The following is a 17,422-nucleotide window of genomic DNA, read 5'->3' as shown; positions in this document are numbered from 1 at the left end:
ACAAGATCAAACGATCGCAGCCTGCGGCAGCTCCTACAGAGGCCTGAAGGCCCTGAGCCGCCGTGGCTCCCGCCGGATCGACTCAGCGATCGGGCAGGGTGATATTGAGTTCCAGAATCGAGCAGCTGCCCTGGTTTTCCAGAGCGACGTGCACGTCATCGGACCCGATATTGACGTACTTGCGGATCACTTCCACCAGTTCCTTCTGCAAGGCTGGCAAGTAGTCCGGCGTACTGCGTTGGCCGCGTTCATGCGCCACGATGATCTGTAGACGCTCTTTCGCTACCGAGGCGGTACTGGGCTTTTTGTTGGCACGAAAGAAGTCAAAAAGGTTCATTACCTACCTCCAAAAAGTCGCTCGAAGAATCCCTTCTTCTCGACATCGAGGAAACGATGGTCCACGGTCTTGCCCAACAGACGATCGACAGCATCGCTGTACGCCTGGCCGGCGTCGCTCTGGTCGTCGAGAATCACCGGCACGCCCTGGTTGGAGGCCTTGAGGACGGCTTGCGATTCTGGAATCACGCCCAGCAGGGTCACCGCGAGGATTTCCTTGACGTCTTCGACGCCGAGCATTTCGCCGTTGACGACGCGCGTAGGGTTGTAGCGGGTCAGCAACAGGTGTTCCTTGATCGGGTCTTCGCCGTTTTCGGCGCGACGGGACTTGCTGGCCAGCAGGCCCAGCATGCGGTCCGAGTCACGTACGGAGGAGACTTCCGGGTTGGTCACGACGATCGCTTCGTCAGCGAAGTACATGGCCAGGTGGGCACCTTTCTCGATGCCGGCCGGGGAGTCGCAGACCACGAATTCGAAGTCTTCTTTCAACTGCATCAGGACTTTTTCTACACCTTCCTGGGTCAGCGCGTCTTTGTCGCGGGTCTGACTGGCGGCCAGCACGTAGAGGTTTTCCAGGCGCTTGTCTTTGATCAGGGCCTGTTGCAGGTTGGCTTCGCCGTTCACCACGTTGACGAAGTCATACACCACGCGGCGCTCGCAACCCATGATCAGGTCGAGGTTACGCAAGCCGACGTCGAAGTCGACGATAACTGTTTTGTGACCACGCAGAGCGAGGCCGGTACCGATAGCGGCGCTGGTGGTGGTCTTACCCACACCACCCTTGCCGGATGTAACCACGAGAATCTTGGCCAAGGTGTTTTACCCCTAAGGAAAAAGGACGTTTAGCCCCTGAAAAACATCTCTTGAAAAACTACTGCAGTCGGACAGCCTTGGCTGGAATCCGGTTTTGAGCGGTGTCTACCCCCGGTAAACACTGCTTTTAGCCTTTTTCCTACTTCGTTTGAGCCGTTTTCGCTACGTTTTAGAGATGCTTGGAAAATGCGGCAGTATCCGTTAAAGCCGAATGATGTTCAACACGTCACCCGACAGGCTGACTTGTACTCCGGCGCCCCACAATGGATCGCGGCGCAGGTCCTCGGAAACCTTGTAGTGACCGGCGATGGAGACCAGTTCAGCGGTCATTTGCTGACAGAAAATCCTGGCTTTCGTATCACCTTTGACGCCGGCCAGCACACGACCGCGCATCGCGCCGTATACATGGATGTTGCCGTCGGCGAGAAGTTCCGCCCCCGGGCTGACCGACGAAATCACCACCAGATCGCTGCCCTGGGCATAAATCTGCTGGCCACCACGTACTGGCGACGTGATGATTTTTGTCGGTTTGATGGTCGGCTCCGGTGGTTTTTCGGGTTTTTTCGCTACGACGCCTTCGAGCGGGTCGAGCGGGCGTTCCCGCGCGCCGGACGGCGGCAGCACTGGCAGATCGACCGCAATGGCGGCGGCGATGTCTTCGATGCGGCTGGCACGGATCGCCAGGGTGCGCAGGCCATGCTGGCGGCAGATGCGCATCAATCCCGGCAGGTCGACCGAGCCTTCGCTGGCCGGGAGTTTGTCCAGGGCCAGTACCAGCGGCGCATTACTGAAGAAGTTGGGCGCCTGGGCGACCTTGGCGGCCAATTGCCGATCAAGGTTCTCGAGGTCGTTACGGGCCAGTTCCAGCACCGTAATGGCGAGCATGCTGCCCTTCAACTGGAACACGGGATCTTGGTCTAGCGGTTCGGTTTGGCTCATGGTCGGCATACAACGGCTTGTCACTAAAAGTGCCGAGACTTATAACGAGAACGCCCGCAGGCCGCAAGCCGGGTCGAACGATGTAGAATGCGCGGCCATTAACTTTCCGGAACCTTTAATGGAACGCCCGCGATTTCGAACAGCATTTCTTTCTCCGCGTTTCTGGCCGCTGTGGTGTGGCCTGGGGCTGTTGTGGCTGATTGTGCAGTTGCCGTATCCGGCGTTGCTGGCGATTGGTCGCGCCCTGGGTGCATTGATGTACCGGGTGGCCGGCGACCGACGGCGCATTGCCAAGCGCAATCTTGAGCTGTGTTTCCCTGAAAAGTCCGCTGCCGAGCGCAAGCGCCTGCTCAAGGAAAACTTCGCGTCCACCGGCATCGCCTTCTTCGAGATGGCCATGAGCTGGTGGTGGTCGCGCAAGCGTCTGGCGAAACTGGCCCATGTCGAAGGCCTTGAGCATTTGAAACAGGCTCAGGCGCAAGGCAAGGGCGTGATTCTGATGGCTGTGCACTTCACCACGCTGGAGATCGGCGCGGCGTTGCTCGGTCAGCAACACACCATCGATGGCATGTACCGCGAACACAAGAATCCGCTGTTCGACTTCATCCAGCGCCAAGGCCGCGAGCGGCATAACCTCGACTCGCTGGCGGTGGAGCGCGACGACGTGCGTGGCATGCTCAAACTGCTGCGCGCAGGGCGAGCGATCTGGTACGCACCGGATCAGGACTACGGCGCCAAGCAAAGTATCTTCGTGCCGCTGTTCGGGATTCAGGCGGCGACTGTCACCGCCACCAGCAAATTCGCACGTTTGGGCAAGGCGCTGGTGGTGCCGTTCACCCAGGAGCGCCTGGCTGACGGCAGCGGTTATCGACTGGTGATTCATGCCCCGCTCGAAGGCTTTCCCGGCGAGACGGAAGAGGCCGATTGCATTCGGATCAACCAATGGGTGGAAGGTGCGTTGCGCGAATGTCCGGAGCAATATCTCTGGGCGCATCGCCGCTTCAAGAGCCGCCCACCGGGCGAGCCGAAACTGTACGCCAAACGCGGTTGAGTCACCGATCCCTTTAAGCACCATGGAGTGTTGCAATGAGTCCTGCTGAACCGGTTACAGGGTTGATTCTTTCCGGCGGTGGGGCTCGCGCGGCCTATCAAGTAGGCGTGCTGGCAGCGATTGCCGAGCTGCTGCCGATGGGGGCGGCGAATCCGTTTCCGGTGATCGTCGGCACCTCGGCCGGTGCGATCAATGCGGTCAGCCTGGCCAGTGGGGCGATGGATTTTCGTGGCGCGATCGAGCGTCTGACGGCCTTCTGGCAAGGTTTTCGTAGCCATCTGGTATTACGCAGCGATTGGCCGGGGGTGATCCATCAGGCCACCCGTTTTGTCAGTCACAACCTGATGGGCATTGGCTCGCCGGTGCCGGTGGCCCTGCTTAACAGTTCGCCGCTGCGCCGCTTACTCAATCACAAACTGCACATGCCCGGGATCGCCGAAGCGATTGCGCAAAAGCAATTGCGGGCCGTAGCGGTTACAGCGTTCGGCTACGAGTCCGGCCAGGCCGTCACGTTTTATCAGGGCGGCGGCACCATCGAATCCTGGTTGCGCCATCGGCGAATCGGCGTGCCAACCCAGCTGACTGTCGACCATCTGCTCGCCAGTTCCGCGATTCCATTGCTGTTCGCACCGGTAAAGATCGGCGAAGAATATTTCGGCGATGGCGCGGTGCGTCAATCGGCACCGATCAGCCCGGCCCTGCACCTGGGCGCCAGTCGCGTGCTGGTGGTGGGCGTCAGCGGCAACCCGCGCGGGATCGATCCGCAACAGCCGCTGCAACGTGCCTACACCGGTCAGCAGCCGACCCTGGCGCAAGTCGGTGGGCACCTGCTCAACAGTACGTTCATTGACAGCCTGGAAAGTGACATCGAGTTGTTGCAGCGTCTGAACCAGTTCAGCCATCTGCTGCCCGATGGCATCTCGAGTCGTGCATTGGGAGCGGCACCAGTGGATGTGTTGGTGATTTCACCGAGTCAGCCGATCGATGAAATTGCCGCGCGGCATCGCCAGGAACTGCCGGCAGCCTTGCGCCTGTTTTTACGCGGGCCGGGGGCGACCAAGACCAGCGGGGCGGGGGTGCTGAGTTATCTGCTGTTCGAGGCGGGGTATTGCAGCGAATTGATCGATCTGGGACGGCGCGATGCGTTGGCCAAGCGCGATGAGCTGTGTCGGTTTCTTGGGTTGCCATAAAGCAAAAGATCGCAGCCTGCGGCAGCTCCTACCCCGGATGCGCACGTCCGTAGGAGCTGGCGAAGCCTGCGATCTTTTGACTTTAAATCAGAAGTGGAACTTCACCAGGAAGCTCGTGTTGCTCTGATCGGTCTTGAAGTACTGACTGTCCCTGATCCCGTACTTGTCCGACCAATAGTCGTACTCGACACCCACATACAACTGCTTCTCGCCAATGTTCAGCGCTTTGCCCAAGTCGTATTTGATCTGCGGGTTGAAGTGCAGGTTGGCGTGGTAGGTGCCTTTGCTGTTCTGGTCGTTGTCGACCACCCAGTCCATGAAGCCATCGATCAGGATGTTCGAATCGCCCACCGGAATGGTGTAGGACCAGACTGGGGTGATCTGCCAGACGTTGTCACCCGGGCGGCTGCCTTCGGTGTGACGCTGGTAGAAGTTCAGCTGGAAGTAGTCGAAACCAGGAATCGCCAGGTCGAAGCCCGGACCGATCAGGTAGGACTCGGTATTGCCCTCACCGAACTCGTACGTCATGGCCAGCAGCACGTCCTTGACTGGACCGAACTCCAGTTTCTGGTCGAAGATTTTGCCAAACGACAAGCGTGGGCTGATTTCGCCGTAGTAGGTGTTCGAACCGACGCCGGGGTCGTCCTTGCCGTTGTAGAAAATCTTGTCGACGAACACGAAGTTGTCGCCGTATTTCCATGCATCGGCGTGCTCGAAAGTGACGGTTTGCTGAATGCGCGGGTTGACCTGGAAGTCCTTGCCATAGAGGTAGGTCAGGCTGTTGTTCTGCCATTGCAGCAAGTCGCCGGCCATGGCCTGGCCCCCGGCCAGCAAGGATCCCGCGAGCATCAGGCTGGTGCACGTACGTTTCATTCGGTTGCTCCCAAAAAGTAGGTGGTTCCACGTTATTTTTCTAAGGTCGGCGCTCTGGTGTGGCGCCTTTTCTTGCTGCTGTAAAAAATCATCCATGCGGTCAGCTTTGGTGCTGTTAGCAAGAGCTGAGCCAAGGCTTTCAAAAAGCCAAAGAACGCCCGTTCGGCTGTTCGAAAACAGTCGATCGAGCGTTATTTTTGAATGCCTTGATACTGCCCAGAGCCGGGGTAAGTTGGCTTTCTGGTCAGGAATTAAATCCGGGCTTTTTTTTAGACCGGATTCGGGCGGCCGCGGAGAATACTGACTCCTTGGCCAGGTCTCAAGTGCCCCGCAACAGAGCACTGGCGACAGGTGTGGGGCACAGTTATGGGCGGTCAGCCCGGCATCGCTGAACGACAGACTTGTCTGGGTACGAATCATCTGTTGCTCCCTCTTGTTTTTATTGTTTTGTGGCGAGGGGGCTTGCCCCCGTTGGGGCGCGAAGCGGCCCCGGTATTTCCCCAGCCATACCTTGTCAGCAGGTTTTGCGACTGCTTCGCAGCCGAGCGGGGGCAAGCCCCCTCGCCACAGGGAGCGCCTTCACAGGTTCGATTAGTGCGGGTGGGCGTGGCAGTCGTTGACGGCTGCGCGTTCGTGACCGCCGAGAATGTTGAACAACAGGTTCAACGCCAGGGCGCTAAGCGTGGCCATGGCGATGCCGCTGTGGGTGATCGGGCTCATCCACATCGGCAGGTGCGCGAAAAACTCCGGACGCACCACCGGGATCAGCCCCATGCCGATGCTCACCGCCACCAGCAACTGGTTGCGCCGGTCACCGATGTCGGCTTCCTGAAGAATCTTGATCCCGGTGGCGGCGACCATGCCGAACATCGCGATTGCCGCACCGCCCAGTACCGCCGGCGGAATCGACGCCACCAGGAACGCGGCTTTCGGCAGCAGGCTCAGCACGATCAGTAAGCCGCCGGCGACGATGGTCACCGAGCGGCAACGCACGCCGGTCATCTGCACCAGGCCGATGTTCTGAGCGAATGAGGAGTGGGTGAAGGTGTTGAAGAAGCCGGCGAAAAACGAAGCACCGGCATCGCACAGCAAGCCGCGACGCAGCATCCGCGGCGTGACGTCCTGGCCGGTGATTTTGCCCAGCGCCAGGAACATCCCGGTGGACTCGACGAAGATGATTACCACCACCAGGCACATGGACAGAATCGGTGCGAGCTCGAATTTCGGCATGCCGAAATGCAACGGGGTGACAATCTGCAGCCATGGCGCCTGGTCCATACCGCTGAGGTCGACCATGCCGATCACGCCGCAAATCGCGTAACCCAGACACATGCCGATCAGCACCGAAATGTTGACCCAGAATCCGGCCATGAAGCGATGGACCAACAGAATGGTGGACAGCACCAGTGCGGCAACGGCCAGGTAAACAGGCGAACCGAATTGAGCCGCGCCAGCACCGCCACCGGCCCAGTTCACGGCCACGGGGAACAGCGACAAACCGATCGAGGTGATGACGGTGCCGGTCACCAGCGGCGGGAAGAAGCGCACGACTTTGGACATGAAGGGCGCGATGAGCATGCCGAAGAAGCCGGCGGCGATGGTCGCGCCGAAAATCCCTTGCAGGCCGATGCCGGGCATCCCGGCCATGGCCACCATGCTGCCGACCGCGGCGAAACTGGCGCCCATCATCACCGGCATGCGAATGCCCATCGGGCCGATGCCCAGCGACTGGACGATGGTGGCGATGCCGGCAACCAGCAGGTCGGCGTTGATCAGGAAGGCGATTTCTTCACGGTTCAGGCCGGCGGCCTGCCCGATGATCAGCGGCACTGCAATGGCGCCGCCGTACATCAGCAGAACGTGTTGCAGACCGACCAGAATCAGTTGCACAAGGGGTAAACGTTGAATGGCGGGTGCGTCGGGGATGCGCGCTTCGGATAGCTCGGACATGCAACACCTCGGATCTTTTTTATTCTTGTGATTTTTGTATCAGGGGGACCTGTGGCGAGGGAGCTTGCTCCCGCTGGGGCGCGAAGCGGCCCCAAGATGGGACTGCTACGCAGTCCAGCGGGAGCAAGCTCCCTCGCCACAAAAGCCCGTTTGTCACAGGCTTTTGTATTGCTTATTTGGTTTGGGCTCCCTGAACAATCCACGCGCCGATCAGGTCACGTTCCTGCTGGGTCATCTGGGTGATGTTGCCCAGTGGCATGATCTGGCTGGTGACCGCTTGAGCCTGGATGCGGGCAGCGTTTTGGCGGATCTGTTCTGGCGTATCGAACATCACGCCGGCCGGTGCGGCACTGAACAGCGGGCTGGTGGGTTTGGCCGAGTGACAGACCGCGCAACGTTCCTGAATCACGCTGTGAACCTTGTCGAACGTCGGGCCCTGATTCGAGGCCTGGGCCGGTGCAGCGGCAGGCGCATCAGGTTTCGCCGCTTCAGGTTTGGCACCACCGCCCAGGGCGGTTTCCGGCAGCGGCTGGTACTCGATGGTCCCAGGAGCCTTGGCCACTTCAGGTGCGCTGGACATCGGCGCCGGGCCGGTCACGTACGCCAGGCAAATCATGCCGACCGCCGCAACGGGCAGGGTCCAGGCAAACTTGTGGCTGTCGTGACGGGTGTTGAAGTAGTGACGCACCAACACCGCCAGCACCGCGATCCCGGCCAGGATCAGCCAGTTGTACTGGCTGCCGTAGGTGCTCGGGAAGTGGTTGCTGATCATGATGAACAGCACCGGCAAGGTGAAGTAGTTGTTGTGCCGCGAACGCAGCAAACCTTTGGCCGGCAGCGCCGGATCAGGCGTGCGGTTCTCGGCAATCGCTGCGACCAGTGCGCGCTGGGCCGGCATGATGATGCGGAACACGTTGCCGACCATGATGGTGCCGATGATCGCGCCGACGTGCAGGTACGCACTACGACCGCTGAACACTTTGCTGAAGCCGTAGGCGGCGCCGATGATCAGCACGAACAGGATTGCGCCTAGCAGGGCAGGGCGTTTGCCCAGGGCCGAGTCGCAGAGGAAGGAGTAGATGAACCAGCTGATGAACAACGAGCCGAGGCCGATGGCCACGCCTTCAGGGCCGCTCAGGGTGCTGCCCGGAGCCAGCAGGTACAGCGTCGGGTTGGAGTAGAACACTACGCACAGCAGTGCGATCCCCGACATCCAGGTGAAATAGGCTTCCCATTTGAACCAGTGCAGGTTGTCCGGCATGGTCGGTGGAGCCAGTTTGTATTTTTCCAGGTGGTAGATACCGCCGCCATGGATCGCCCATAAATCGCCCGCCAGCCCGTTTTTCGGGTTGACCCGATTGAGGTTGTTTTCCAGCCAGACGAAATAGAACGACGCGCCGATCCAGGCCACGCCAGTGATCATGTGAACCCAGCGCACGCTCAGGTTCAGCCATTCCAACAGATGTGCTTCCACAGTCTTTACCTCTCGCCTGTCACCCTTGTTGTCGAGTGATCAGACCTTCTCTTATTGGTGGGGGGCGAGGATCAAACACTCATCCTCTTGGAAAAAATGCTCATCGCAGTTATTGCCTGTGCCACTGCGATCAACCACCAGGAAGTCATCCCGCTTTTCGATCGTCAGCACCGGGTGGTGCCAGACGCCGCGATGGTAATTAATGCCCTGCCTGCCGTTGGTGACGAAGGCGCGGACCAAGCCTGATACAGGTGCATCGCCAAGTGGCGCGACCACGATCAGAAAGGGGTTGCCGAGCAGCGGAATGAACGCCTGACTGCCCAGCGGATGGCGCTCCAGCATGCGCACGGTCAGCGGCATGTCCTGCGCGTCGGCGCGGAAGATGCTGATGATCGCCTTGTCCTCTGGCGTGGCGGTTTCCACCGTCGCCAGTTTGTGGAAGCGCATGGTCGAACCGTTGTTGATCATGAAGTGATCGCTGCCGTCGGTTTCGATCACGTCACCGAAAGGGGCGAAGGCTTCTTTGGTCAGCGGTTCAATCGTCAATGTGCGCATGCTGGTCTTCTTATCCAAAATTCTGTGTTGTTTGGTTCAGCTTTTGTGGCGAGGGAGCTTGCTCCCGCTGGAGTGCGTAGCGCTCCTATCTTTCTTGGGGCCGCTTCGCAGCCCAGCGGGAGCAAGCTCCCTCGCCACAGGTTCAGCGCTTACTTAGCGACCTTGCCCAATACGCGCAGGCGGCTCACGCCACCATCCGGGAACACGTTCAGGCGGATGTGGGTGATCGGGCCCAGCGCCTTGATCTGCTCGGCGAAGGTGTGTTCGGCGTGCATTTCCAGCTTCTGGCTTGGCAGCAGTTCGCGCCAGAACAGCGATTGGGTTTCGATCTGGCTGTCGGTGCCGCCCTTCACGAATGCGCCCTGGATCGAGCAGCTGTCCGGGTAGTTGCCCTTGAAGTGCAGGGTGTCGACGATGACTTTCTCGACTTCACCCGCATGGCCCAGCGCGACGATCACCCAGTCATTGCCCGGGGTACGACGACGTGCGGTTTCCCAGCCATCGCCCATGTTGATGCCACGGCCCGGGTTGAGGATGTTGCTCATGCGGCCGAAGTGTTCGTCGGAGCAGGCGAGGGCGCGACCGCCGTTCAGGGCTGCAGCCAGGTCGACTTGTTCGTTGTCGCCAACGGCCGACCAGTCGCGGAACGGGATGCCGTACACGCGCAGACGGGCCACGCCACCATCCGGATAGATGTTGAAGCGCAGGTGGCTGAACGCCTGGTCGTTATTGATTTCGTGGTAGTGGTGGCTGTTGCCCTGCAGCTCGACGGCCGACAGTACTTCAGTCCACTGGGTGTTTTCGTCCGGCTCGCCCGAGGCCAGGAAGCAGGCTTCCAGGGAGGCCGATGGCGGGTAGTTGCCGGTGAAGAATGAAGTGTCGATGTCCACGCCTTTGATCGAACCCGGTACGCCCAGGCGGATCACCGCGCTGTCGTAGCCTTCGAAGCGCTTGCGGCGCGACTCCCAGCCGTCCATCCACTTGCCGTTGTCATCGAACACACCCTCCTTCCACACGGCCGGGGTCGGCTGGAACAGACGGTTGGCGTCTGCGAACCAGTCATCGGTGACCGAGATGATTTTGGTGCCCAGACGGGCGTCGGCCAGGTTGACGAACTTCTCGAAAGGTACGGCGTAAGCTTTCATTCTTCTTGTCTGCCTTTAAATAAGTTGGCTTGGGATGCTTGCAGGGCCCGGGGCGTTTTTTGCGTTCGTCAACGTCGGGCCAGGCTTGCTATAGGGTCAGTAATCGGAACAACGCGATCTTGTTGATCTCCGCCAGCGCGCATTTGAATTCGGTGTCGACCGGGTTGTGAATGCGCGTTTCGAACGCCGCGAGGATCTGATGCCGGTTGCTGCCTTTTACCGCCATGATGAAGGGAAACTTGAACTTGGCCTTGTAGGCGTCGTTCAGCTCGGTGAAGCGCTGAAACTCTTCGGCCGTGCATTGGTGAATACCGGCGCCAGCTTGTTCATGGGTGCTGGCTTCGGTCAGTTGGCCCTGGACGGCAGCTTTGCCGGCCAGGTCCGGGTGCGCGTTGATCAGGGCCAGTTGGCTGGCGTGATCGGCGCTTAACAGGATGTCGCTCATGCGCTGGTGCAGGGTTTCGATCTGGTTGATCGAAGCGTCCTGGCCCAGGTCGAAGGCCTTCTCGGCCACCCATGGCGAGTGTTCGTAGATGTCGGCAAAGGCTTCGACAAACGCGTCGCGGCTCAGGGTCGATGGCTTCAGTGTCTGGAAGTGGCTCATTTGGCAGCCCCTTGGTACGGATGGGTTTGCTGCCAGTGGCGCGCGATGTCGACGCGGCGGCTGAACCACACCTGTTCATGACTTTTAGCGTATTCGATAAAGCGTTTGAGCGAGGCCAGGCGCGCCGGGCGGCCGATCAGCCGGCAGTGCAGGCCGATCGACAACATTTTCGGTGCCTCGGCGCCTTCGGCATACAGCACGTCGAAGGCGTCCTTCAGGTATTCGAAAAAGTCGTCGCCCTTGTTGAAACCCTGAACCTGGGTGAAGCGCATGTCGTTGGTGTCCAGGGTGTACGGAATCACCAGGTGTGGCTTGCCGGTCGGGTTGTTCGGTTCCCAGTAGGGCAGGTCGTCGTCGTAGGTGTCGCAGTCGTAGAGGAAACCGCCTTCCTCCATCACCAGCCGGCGGGTGTTCGGGCCGGTGCGGCCGGTGTACCAGCCCAGCGGGCGCTCGCCGGTGATTTCGGTGAGGATGCGGATCGCTTCGAGCATGTGCTCGCGTTCCTGCGCTTCGTCCATGTACTGGTAGTCGATCCAGCGATAGCCGTGGCTGCAGATCTCATGGCCGGCCTCGACCATCGCGCGGATCACATCCGGGTGACGCTGGGCGGCCATGGCCACGGCGAAGATGGTCAGCGGGATGTCGAATTCCTTGAACAGTTTCAGAATCCGCCAGACGCCGGTACGGCTGCCATACTCGTAAAGGGATTCCATGCTCATGTTGCGCTCGCCCTGCAGCGGCTGCGCCGAGACCATTTCCGAGAGGAAGGCTTCGGACTCTTTATCGCCGTGAAGGATATTGCGCTCGCCACCTTCCTCGTAGTTGAGTACGAAGGACAGGGCGATGCGGGCATTGCCCGGCCAGTGTGGGTGAGGAGGGTTACTGCCGTAACCGATCAGGTCGCGTGGGTAGTCAGCGCTCACTGCAGTCTTCCTTCTTGTTCGTGTCGACTTGTTCAAAGTCAGGGTGTGTGTGGCGGCCTGGCGATGAGAGGGCAGGCTGGCGTCACAGCGATGGAGTGATTGTATACAACTTTATATTCACTTTGTAAGCCTGATTTTTTGCATTTTTCACTGACGGCTCTCATTGGAGGGTACTGCAAGAAACCTGCCTGACTGGTCAGCTAATGGATAGAAGGTCCACTGATCTTATGGTTCGGCGCAAGATTCGCCTGCAAACCATGAATGCCGTTGGTGGCAGTAAAAATGTCGTTTTTATTGTGTACAATTTTTTTGAAAAATGTCTTAATCAGTCGCTCGCCGCAACTTTTCGTGCTCCGGAACGGTGCGGTCTCCTTTTCAACTGACTTCGGGAGGCGCGAGGTCTGACTGCTCCACGCAGGCAGGCGCGCAGAATCAATGGGACGTTTGACTACACACGTTTTGGACGCTGCACACGGTTGCCCGGGCAGTTCGATCAAGGTCGAGCTGTACCGCGTCGAAAGCTCGCAGCTGGAACTGGTCGCCACGGTGCTCACCAACAGCGACGGCCGGGTCGATGCGCCGTTGCTGCAAGGCGATGACTACCGCACCGGGGTCTATCAGCTGCAATTTCATGCGGGCGATTACTACCGCGCCCGTGGCGTTCAGCTGCCTGAGCCTGCGTTCCTCGACGTAGTGGTGCTGCGGTTCGGCATCTCTGCCGAACAGGATCACTACCATGTGCCGTTGCTGATTTCGCCGTATAGCTATTCGACCTATAGAGGAAGCTAGGACTTTCCCCCCAAAAATCCTGCGCATATAGCTTCTTTGGTCTTTTGCCCGCTCACACTGCGGGCTTTTTTTTGCTTGTAGAAAAGTCAAAGGATCGCAGCCTTCGGCGGCGCCCACAGGCGCGTAGGAGCTGCCGAAGGCTGCGATCCTTTGATCTTGCTTTTACTCAACGGCTCAACAATGACGCCGCACCAGCCCCGCTGAACAACCCCGCACTCACCCGGTTAAACCAGCTCTGCCCCTTGCCACTGCGCAGATACCGCGCAGCACCATGAGCCCCCAGCCCATAAGCCAGCTTGCACAGCAGATCCAGCACGGTCCAGGTGGCAATCATCACCAGCAACTGCGGCAGGAACGGTTGTTCGGCACTCAAAAACTGCGGCAGGAACGCGGCAAAGAACAAAATGTCTTTCGGGTTGCTGGCGCCGAGCATGAACGCGCGCCCGAACAGTGCACGAAAGCGCGGCACCGGCGCAGCCTGGGGCACTTCGGCGCCCTGGGAGGGCTGGCGTGATTGCTGCCAGCTCTGCCAGGCGAGGTAGAACAGATACAGCGCACCGACGATTTTCAGGGCGCTGAACAGCTGTTCCGACGCCAGCAGCAATGCACCCAGGCCGAGCGCCGAAGCGCTGAGCAAGCAGATCGAGGCAAACACGCCACCGAGAAACGCCGGGTAAGAACGGCGCAAACCGTAATTCAGACTGTTGCTGATCATCAGCAAAGACAGTGGCCCCGGTATCAGGATCACCACCAGCGCAGCGCCGCTGAACAGCAGCCAGGTTTCCAGACTCATCACTTTCCTCCCTATGCACAAAAGCCCCACCCGACGGGGTGAGGCTGGTTTGAAACGCGTACCGCGTGACGCTTACAAGAAGATGAACTTGGCGATGAAGATCGCGCAGAGCACCCACAGGCTGACGGATATTTCCTTGTACTTACCGGTGCCGGCCTTCAGTGCCACGTAAGTGATGAAGCCCAGCGCGATGCCGTCGGCGACCGAGAAGGTCAGCGGCATCATGATCGCGGTGACGATCGCCGGAATGCTATCGGTCGCTTCGTCCCATTCGATGTGCGCCATGCCGCCCATCATCAGCATCGCTACATAAATCAGCGCACCGGCGGTTGCATAAGCGGGGATCATGCCAGCCAGCGGTGCGAAAAACATTGCGGCAATAAATAGCACACCTACGGTCACGGCGGTAAGACCAGTCCGACCACCCGCCGCTACGCCAGCGGCACTTTCCACGTAACTGGTGACCGGCGGAACACCCACCACCGCCCCGAAAACACTGGAGGCACTGTCGGCTTTCATGGCACGGGACAGGTTTTCGATCCGGCCGTCAGCGTTCACCAGGTTGGCGCGCTGGGCGACGCCCATCAAGGTGCCGGCGGTGTCGAACATGTGCACGAAGAGGAAGGCCAGCACCACGCTGATCATACTGACGTTGAACACGCCGGCGACGTTCATGGCCATCCAGGTCGGTGCCAGGCTCGGCGGGGCCGACATGATGCCCTCGTAGTGCACCAGGCCCAGGCCCCAGCCGGCGAGGGTCACGGTGATGATGCTGATGAGAATCGCGCCGAACACTTTGTGGTAGCTGAGCACGGCGATCATCAGGAAGCAGATGGCAGCCAGCAGCGGACCAGGCTCGCGCAGGGAACCGAGCTTGATCAGGGTGGCCGGGCTATCGACGACGATGCCCGCGGTTTTCAAACCGATCAGCCCCAGAAACAGGCCCACACCAGCGCCCATGGCAAAGCGCAGGCTTACCGGAATGCTATTGAGCAGCCATTCGCGAATCCGGGAAAAGGTCAGGAACATGAACAACACACCGGACACGAACACCGCGCCGAGGGCGGTTTCCCAGTTGTAGCCCATGGTGCCGACCACGGTGTAGGTGAAAAATGCGTTCAGGCCCATGCCTGGCGCCAGGCCCACCGGCCAGTTGGCGTACAGGCCCATCAACAGGCAACCCAGCGCGGCGGCGATGCAGGTGGCCACGAACGCGGCACCGTGATCGATCCCGGCGTCGGCCATGATGTTGGGGTTGACGAAGATGATGTAGGCCATGGTGATGAAGGTTGTCAGACCGGCGATCAGCTCGGTCTTCACCGTGGTGCCGTGCAAGCTGAGTTTGAAGATGCGCTCCAGCCAGCCATTGCGTAATGGCGGCGAGAGTTCCAGCGTCGAGGCTTCGGATTTGCGGCTTTCCACAGCGAGTACTCCTCAAGAGTTTTATTGTTATTTCCAGGGCCGGACCCATGAGGGTGGCAGCGACCCTTTGAGGTACTTGCGAATTTGTTGACCTGATGGTCAGGAACTCGCACGAGGCGAATTATGCTTTTGTATACAAATAAAGCAAATAATGTTTTTGATTTTGTAGACGAAAAAAATGACAGGCGGGGTATATAGATATGAAATGTGATGTGTAGCGAGCTTTTTGTGGCGAGGGAGCTTGCTCCCGCTGGGGCGCGCAGCGGCCCGACTCAGGCGGTGGCAATTTTTCAGGCATACCGGCGTTATCGTTCTTTGCGACTGCTGCGCAGCCGAACGGGAGGGAGCTCCCTCGCCACAGTCAGGTGTCGTCCCGATCAACTCTGGTTACTTCCCCCAACGCCAGATTCACCGCCAACCAGCCATTCACCGCCGTCTCCCCAGCCTCGGCAAACACCCGCTCGAGCAATTTCACCTGCTCGCGCCGCAACGACTGCTCGAACCGCGCGCCTTCCACGGTCAGTTCCAGCAGCCGCTTACGCTTGTCGGTCTCGGACGCGGCGCTGTTCACCAAGTGCATTTCCACCAACTGCCGCAGCGGAATGTTCAGCGCCTGCTTGGTCACGCCGAGCAACGCCAGCAACTCCTTGACGCTCAGGTTCGGATAACGCGCGATGAAAAACACGATGCGCTGATGCACCCGGCTCAAGCCGCGACGCTCGAGCATTTCATCAGCCTTGGCGGTGAAGGCCTGATAGCCGAAGAAGAACGCTTCCATGGCTTGTTGCTGGGTGGTGGGGTTTTTAAGGTCAAGCATGTTGACGTATCCGCTCGGTCTGTCGTAATTTCGGTCAATCAGTTTGACTCATTTTCCTCAGGCCTCGCTACCGGTGACCCCCATGGCTTTTTCCGAACGTGTCTCGCGCCTTAAAAGTTCTTTGATCCGTGAAATCCTTGCCGCCGCCCAGCGCCCGGAAGTGATGTCGTTCGCCGGCGGTTTGCCGGCCGAAGCCATGCTGCCGAAAGTCGAGTGGGCGGACATGCCGCTGTCCATGGGCCAATACGGGATGAGCGAAGGCGAGCCGGCACTGCGTGAAGCGTTGGCGGCCGAAGCCCGGGCGTTGGGCGTGCCGTGCGAGGCGAGTCAGGTGCTGGTGGTCAGCGGTTCGCAACAAACCCTCGATCTGGCGGCCAAGCTCCACATCGACAAAGGCACCGAAATTCTGCTCGAGGCGCCGACCTACCTGGCGGCGTTGCAGATTTTCCAGCTGTTTGGCGCCGACTGCATCACCGTCCCGCTGGAGGCCGATGGCCCGAACCTGGCGCAACTGCGCAGCCGTCTGGAACAACACAAGCCAGCGTTCATCTACCTGATCCCGACGTTTCAGAATCCGTCGGCGGTGCGTTACAGCGAAGCCAAGCGCGATGCGGTGGCGGCGTTACTCGACGAGTTCGGCGTGACCCTGATCGAAGACGAACCCTATCGCGAACTGACCTTCGACGGCGGCAGTGCCACGCCGATCGTCAGCCGCTTGACCAAGGCCAGCTGGATCTACACCGGCACCGTGTCGAAAACCCTGCTGCCGGGCCTGCGGGTCGGTTACTTGATTGCCAGTCCGGACCTGTTCCCGCATTTGCTGCGGCTCAAGCAATCGGCCGATCTGCACACCAACCGCATTGGGCAGTGGCAAGCGCTGCAATGGATCGGCACTGAAAAATACCAGCAGCACCTGAGCGAGTTGCGGGACTTCTACCGGGTTCGTCGGGATGCTTTCCAGTCGGCACTTGAAAGGCATTTTTCCGATCTGGCGGATTGGAACGTGCCGCAGGGTGGGCTGTTTTTCTGGCTGACGCTCAAGCAGCCGCTGGATACCCGCACGCTGCTCAAAGCGGCGCTGGCAGCAGATGTGGCGTTCATGCCGGGCGAACCGTTTTTCCCTGAGCCGGATAACAACCCCGGCCACCTGCGGCTGAATTTCAGCCACATTGATCCGGCACGGCTGGACGAAGGGCTCAAGCGATTGGCAGCGGTGGTGCGTCAGGCCCAGGCGGCAGAAGCGGCCTGAGGCTGTTGGTGGAGGAGGGTGTAGAAATGAATAAACCGGTCATTGGACCGGTTTATTTTTGTTCGGGTTTTGCGGTGTTTATACCGGCGCCACAGAAGCGTCAGACTGCAGCAAACCGCTTATCCAGATAATCAATGATCACCTTGGACTCATACATCCAGGTGGTCTGGCCATTCTCTTCGATGCGCAGGCACGGCACCTTGATCTTGCCGCCTTGCTCCAGCAGGGCCTGGCGATCCTGTTCGCTGTTCTTGGCATCGCGCAAGGCCACCGGAACGTTCAGGCGACGCAGGGTGCGGCGGGTTTTCACGCAGAACGGGCAGGCGTGGAACTGATACAGGGTCAGGTCCTTGGCGGCCGCTTCGACCTGGGCCTGAGCGGCGGCGGGGCGCTGCTTCTTGCCAGGGCGGGTGATGAAATCGATGAGGATGATCAGTTGGCCGAGGCCGACACGAAGCGCTTTGACGAACACGGTATAAGTCTCTCAGGGCAAACAGAA

The 17,422-nt window shown here is 59.7% G+C and carries 18 protein-coding genes; 4 read left to right on the top strand and 14 right to left on the bottom strand.

Annotated features, from left to right (window positions below):
- Positions 1–82: 82 nt before the first annotated feature.
- The 3 genes from minE to minC form a co-directional block, all read right to left on the bottom strand.
- Positions 83–337: a cell division topological specificity factor MinE gene (minE, locus tag ACCC96_RS27830; RefSeq protein ID WP_007940845.1), complete on the bottom strand. Its 255-nt coding sequence runs from the start codon at positions 335–337 to the stop codon at positions 83–85.
- Positions 337–1,149, bottom strand: coding sequence for a septum site-determining protein MinD (gene minD, locus ACCC96_RS27825; RefSeq protein ID WP_007940844.1), 813 nt, complete (start codon positions 1,147–1,149; stop codon positions 337–339). Before minD ends, minE begins: the two co-directional genes overlap by 1 nt.
- 201 nt (positions 1,150–1,350) lie before the next feature.
- On the bottom strand, positions 1,351–2,088 hold the full coding sequence (gene minC, locus ACCC96_RS27820; protein ID WP_026331736.1) for a septum site-determining protein MinC: 738 nt from the start codon (positions 2,086–2,088) through the stop codon (positions 1,351–1,353).
- 118 nt (positions 2,089–2,206) lie between these two features.
- On the opposite strand from minC, the gene ACCC96_RS27815 reads away from it, so the two are divergent.
- Positions 2,207–3,139 (top strand): lipid A biosynthesis lauroyl acyltransferase, encoded by a 933-nt coding sequence (locus ACCC96_RS27815; RefSeq protein WP_204125036.1) that lies wholly within the window; start codon positions 2,207–2,209, stop codon positions 3,137–3,139.
- Between the two features lie 35 nt (positions 3,140–3,174).
- Positions 3,175–4,329 (top strand): patatin-like phospholipase family protein, encoded by a 1,155-nt coding sequence (locus ACCC96_RS27810; RefSeq protein WP_413697482.1) that lies wholly within the window; start codon positions 3,175–3,177, stop codon positions 4,327–4,329.
- Positions 4,330–4,416: 87 nt separating this feature from the next.
- Here ACCC96_RS27810 and ACCC96_RS27805 read toward each other — a convergent pair whose 3' ends face one another.
- From ACCC96_RS27805 to puuE, 7 genes are all read right to left on the bottom strand, one after another.
- Complete coding sequence (locus tag ACCC96_RS27805; RefSeq protein ID WP_413697481.1) at positions 4,417–5,202, bottom strand: outer membrane protein OmpK; 786 nt, start codon at positions 5,200–5,202, stop codon at positions 4,417–4,419.
- 591 nt (positions 5,203–5,793) lie between these two features.
- Positions 5,794–7,152, bottom strand: coding sequence for a nucleobase:cation symporter-2 family protein (locus ACCC96_RS27800; RefSeq protein WP_413697480.1), 1,359 nt, complete (start codon positions 7,150–7,152; stop codon positions 5,794–5,796).
- 172 nt (positions 7,153–7,324) lie between these two features.
- On the bottom strand, positions 7,325–8,626 hold the full coding sequence (locus ACCC96_RS27795; RefSeq protein ID WP_413697479.1) for a urate hydroxylase PuuD: 1,302 nt from the start codon (positions 8,624–8,626) through the stop codon (positions 7,325–7,327).
- Between the two features lie 51 nt (positions 8,627–8,677).
- Entirely contained in the window at positions 8,678–9,181 is a 504-nt protein-coding gene (locus tag ACCC96_RS27790) for an ureidoglycolate lyase (protein WP_018925187.1), read from the bottom strand.
- Positions 9,182–9,330: 149 nt separating this feature from the next.
- A complete protein-coding gene (gene alc, locus ACCC96_RS27785) occupies positions 9,331–10,326 on the bottom strand; it encodes an allantoicase (RefSeq protein WP_007940834.1) in 996 nt (331 codons plus the stop codon).
- Between the two features lie 88 nt (positions 10,327–10,414).
- Complete coding sequence (gene uraD, locus ACCC96_RS27780; RefSeq protein ID WP_413697478.1) at positions 10,415–10,930, bottom strand: 2-oxo-4-hydroxy-4-carboxy-5-ureidoimidazoline decarboxylase; 516 nt, start codon at positions 10,928–10,930, stop codon at positions 10,415–10,417.
- Positions 10,927–11,853: an allantoinase PuuE gene (gene puuE, locus ACCC96_RS27775; RefSeq protein ID WP_413697477.1), complete on the bottom strand. Its 927-nt coding sequence runs from the start codon at positions 11,851–11,853 to the stop codon at positions 10,927–10,929. Before puuE ends, uraD begins: the two co-directional genes overlap by 4 nt.
- Before the next feature lie 435 nt (positions 11,854–12,288).
- Here puuE and uraH point away from each other — a divergent pair, with 435 nt between their 5' ends.
- The gene (uraH, locus tag ACCC96_RS27770) at positions 12,289–12,642 is read left to right on the top strand and encodes a hydroxyisourate hydrolase (protein ID WP_019648215.1); all 354 of its coding nucleotides are present in this window, start codon (positions 12,289–12,291) and stop codon (positions 12,640–12,642) included.
- 166 nt (positions 12,643–12,808) lie between these two features.
- Here the strand turns inward: uraH and ACCC96_RS27765 are convergent, their stop codons facing one another.
- The 3 genes from ACCC96_RS27765 to ACCC96_RS27755 form a co-directional block, all read right to left on the bottom strand.
- Positions 12,809–13,435, bottom strand: coding sequence for a LysE family translocator (locus tag ACCC96_RS27765; RefSeq protein WP_019579700.1), 627 nt, complete (start codon positions 13,433–13,435; stop codon positions 12,809–12,811).
- A 72-nt stretch (positions 13,436–13,507) separates the two neighbouring features.
- Entirely contained in the window at positions 13,508–14,857 is a 1,350-nt protein-coding gene (locus ACCC96_RS27760; protein ID WP_007940825.1) for an NCS2 family permease, read from the bottom strand.
- A 361-nt stretch (positions 14,858–15,218) separates the two neighbouring features.
- On the bottom strand, positions 15,219–15,674 hold the full coding sequence (locus tag ACCC96_RS27755) for a MarR family winged helix-turn-helix transcriptional regulator (protein ID WP_413697476.1): 456 nt from the start codon (positions 15,672–15,674) through the stop codon (positions 15,219–15,221).
- A gap of 82 nt (positions 15,675–15,756) precedes the next feature.
- Here ACCC96_RS27755 and ACCC96_RS27750 point away from each other — a divergent pair, with 82 nt between their 5' ends.
- Entirely contained in the window at positions 15,757–16,923 is a 1,167-nt protein-coding gene (locus tag ACCC96_RS27750; protein ID WP_413697475.1) for a PLP-dependent aminotransferase family protein, read from the top strand.
- 100 nt (positions 16,924–17,023) lie between these two features.
- On the opposite strand, the gene ACCC96_RS27745 is transcribed toward ACCC96_RS27750, so the two are convergent.
- Positions 17,024–17,395, bottom strand: a complete 372-nt coding sequence (locus tag ACCC96_RS27745) for a glutathione S-transferase N-terminal domain-containing protein (RefSeq protein ID WP_413697474.1) — start codon at positions 17,393–17,395, stop codon at positions 17,024–17,026.
- Between the last annotated feature and the right edge of the window lie 27 nt (positions 17,396–17,422).

Source organism: Pseudomonas sp. Pseusp11 (assembly GCF_047304405.1).
GTDB lineage: Bacteria > Pseudomonadota > Gammaproteobacteria > Pseudomonadales > Pseudomonadaceae > Aquipseudomonas.
Note: the sequence above shows the minus strand (reverse complement) of the source record. Positions and strands in the feature narration are given on the sequence as shown.

What these genes read in the sequence shown, in the direction of transcription:
- uraD (WP_413697478.1), bottom strand. Translation starts at nt 10,930, where the DNA reads ATGAGCCACTTCCAGACACTGAAGCCATCGACCCTGAGCCGCGACGCG.
- ACCC96_RS27765 (WP_019579700.1), bottom strand. Translation starts at nt 13,435, where the DNA reads ATGAGTCTGGAAACCTGGCTGCTGTTCAGCGGCGCTGCGCTGGTGGTG.
- ACCC96_RS27810 (WP_413697482.1), top strand. Translation starts at nt 3,175, where the DNA reads ATGAGTCCTGCTGAACCGGTTACAGGGTTGATTCTTTCCGGCGGTGGG.
- ACCC96_RS27800 (WP_413697480.1), bottom strand. Translation starts at nt 7,152, where the DNA reads ATGTCCGAGCTATCCGAAGCGCGCATCCCCGACGCACCCGCCATTCAA.
- ACCC96_RS27815 (WP_204125036.1), top strand. Translation starts at nt 2,207, where the DNA reads ATGGAACGCCCGCGATTTCGAACAGCATTTCTTTCTCCGCGTTTCTGG.
- ACCC96_RS27750 (WP_413697475.1), top strand. Translation starts at nt 15,757, where the DNA reads ATGGCTTTTTCCGAACGTGTCTCGCGCCTTAAAAGTTCTTTGATCCGT.
- alc (WP_007940834.1), bottom strand. Translation starts at nt 10,326, where the DNA reads ATGAAAGCTTACGCCGTACCTTTCGAGAAGTTCGTCAACCTGGCCGAC.
- uraH (WP_019648215.1), top strand. Translation starts at nt 12,289, where the DNA reads ATGGGACGTTTGACTACACACGTTTTGGACGCTGCACACGGTTGCCCG.
- minE (WP_007940845.1), bottom strand. Translation starts at nt 337, where the DNA reads ATGAACCTTTTTGACTTCTTTCGTGCCAACAAAAAGCCCAGTACCGCC.
- ACCC96_RS27790 (WP_018925187.1), bottom strand. Translation starts at nt 9,181, where the DNA reads ATGCGCACATTGACGATTGAACCGCTGACCAAAGAAGCCTTCGCCCCT.
- ACCC96_RS27755 (WP_413697476.1), bottom strand. Translation starts at nt 15,674, where the DNA reads ATGCTTGACCTTAAAAACCCCACCACCCAGCAACAAGCCATGGAAGCG.
- ACCC96_RS27805 (WP_413697481.1), bottom strand. Translation starts at nt 5,202, where the DNA reads ATGAAACGTACGTGCACCAGCCTGATGCTCGCGGGATCCTTGCTGGCC.
- minC (WP_026331736.1), bottom strand. Translation starts at nt 2,088, where the DNA reads ATGAGCCAAACCGAACCGCTAGACCAAGATCCCGTGTTCCAGTTGAAG.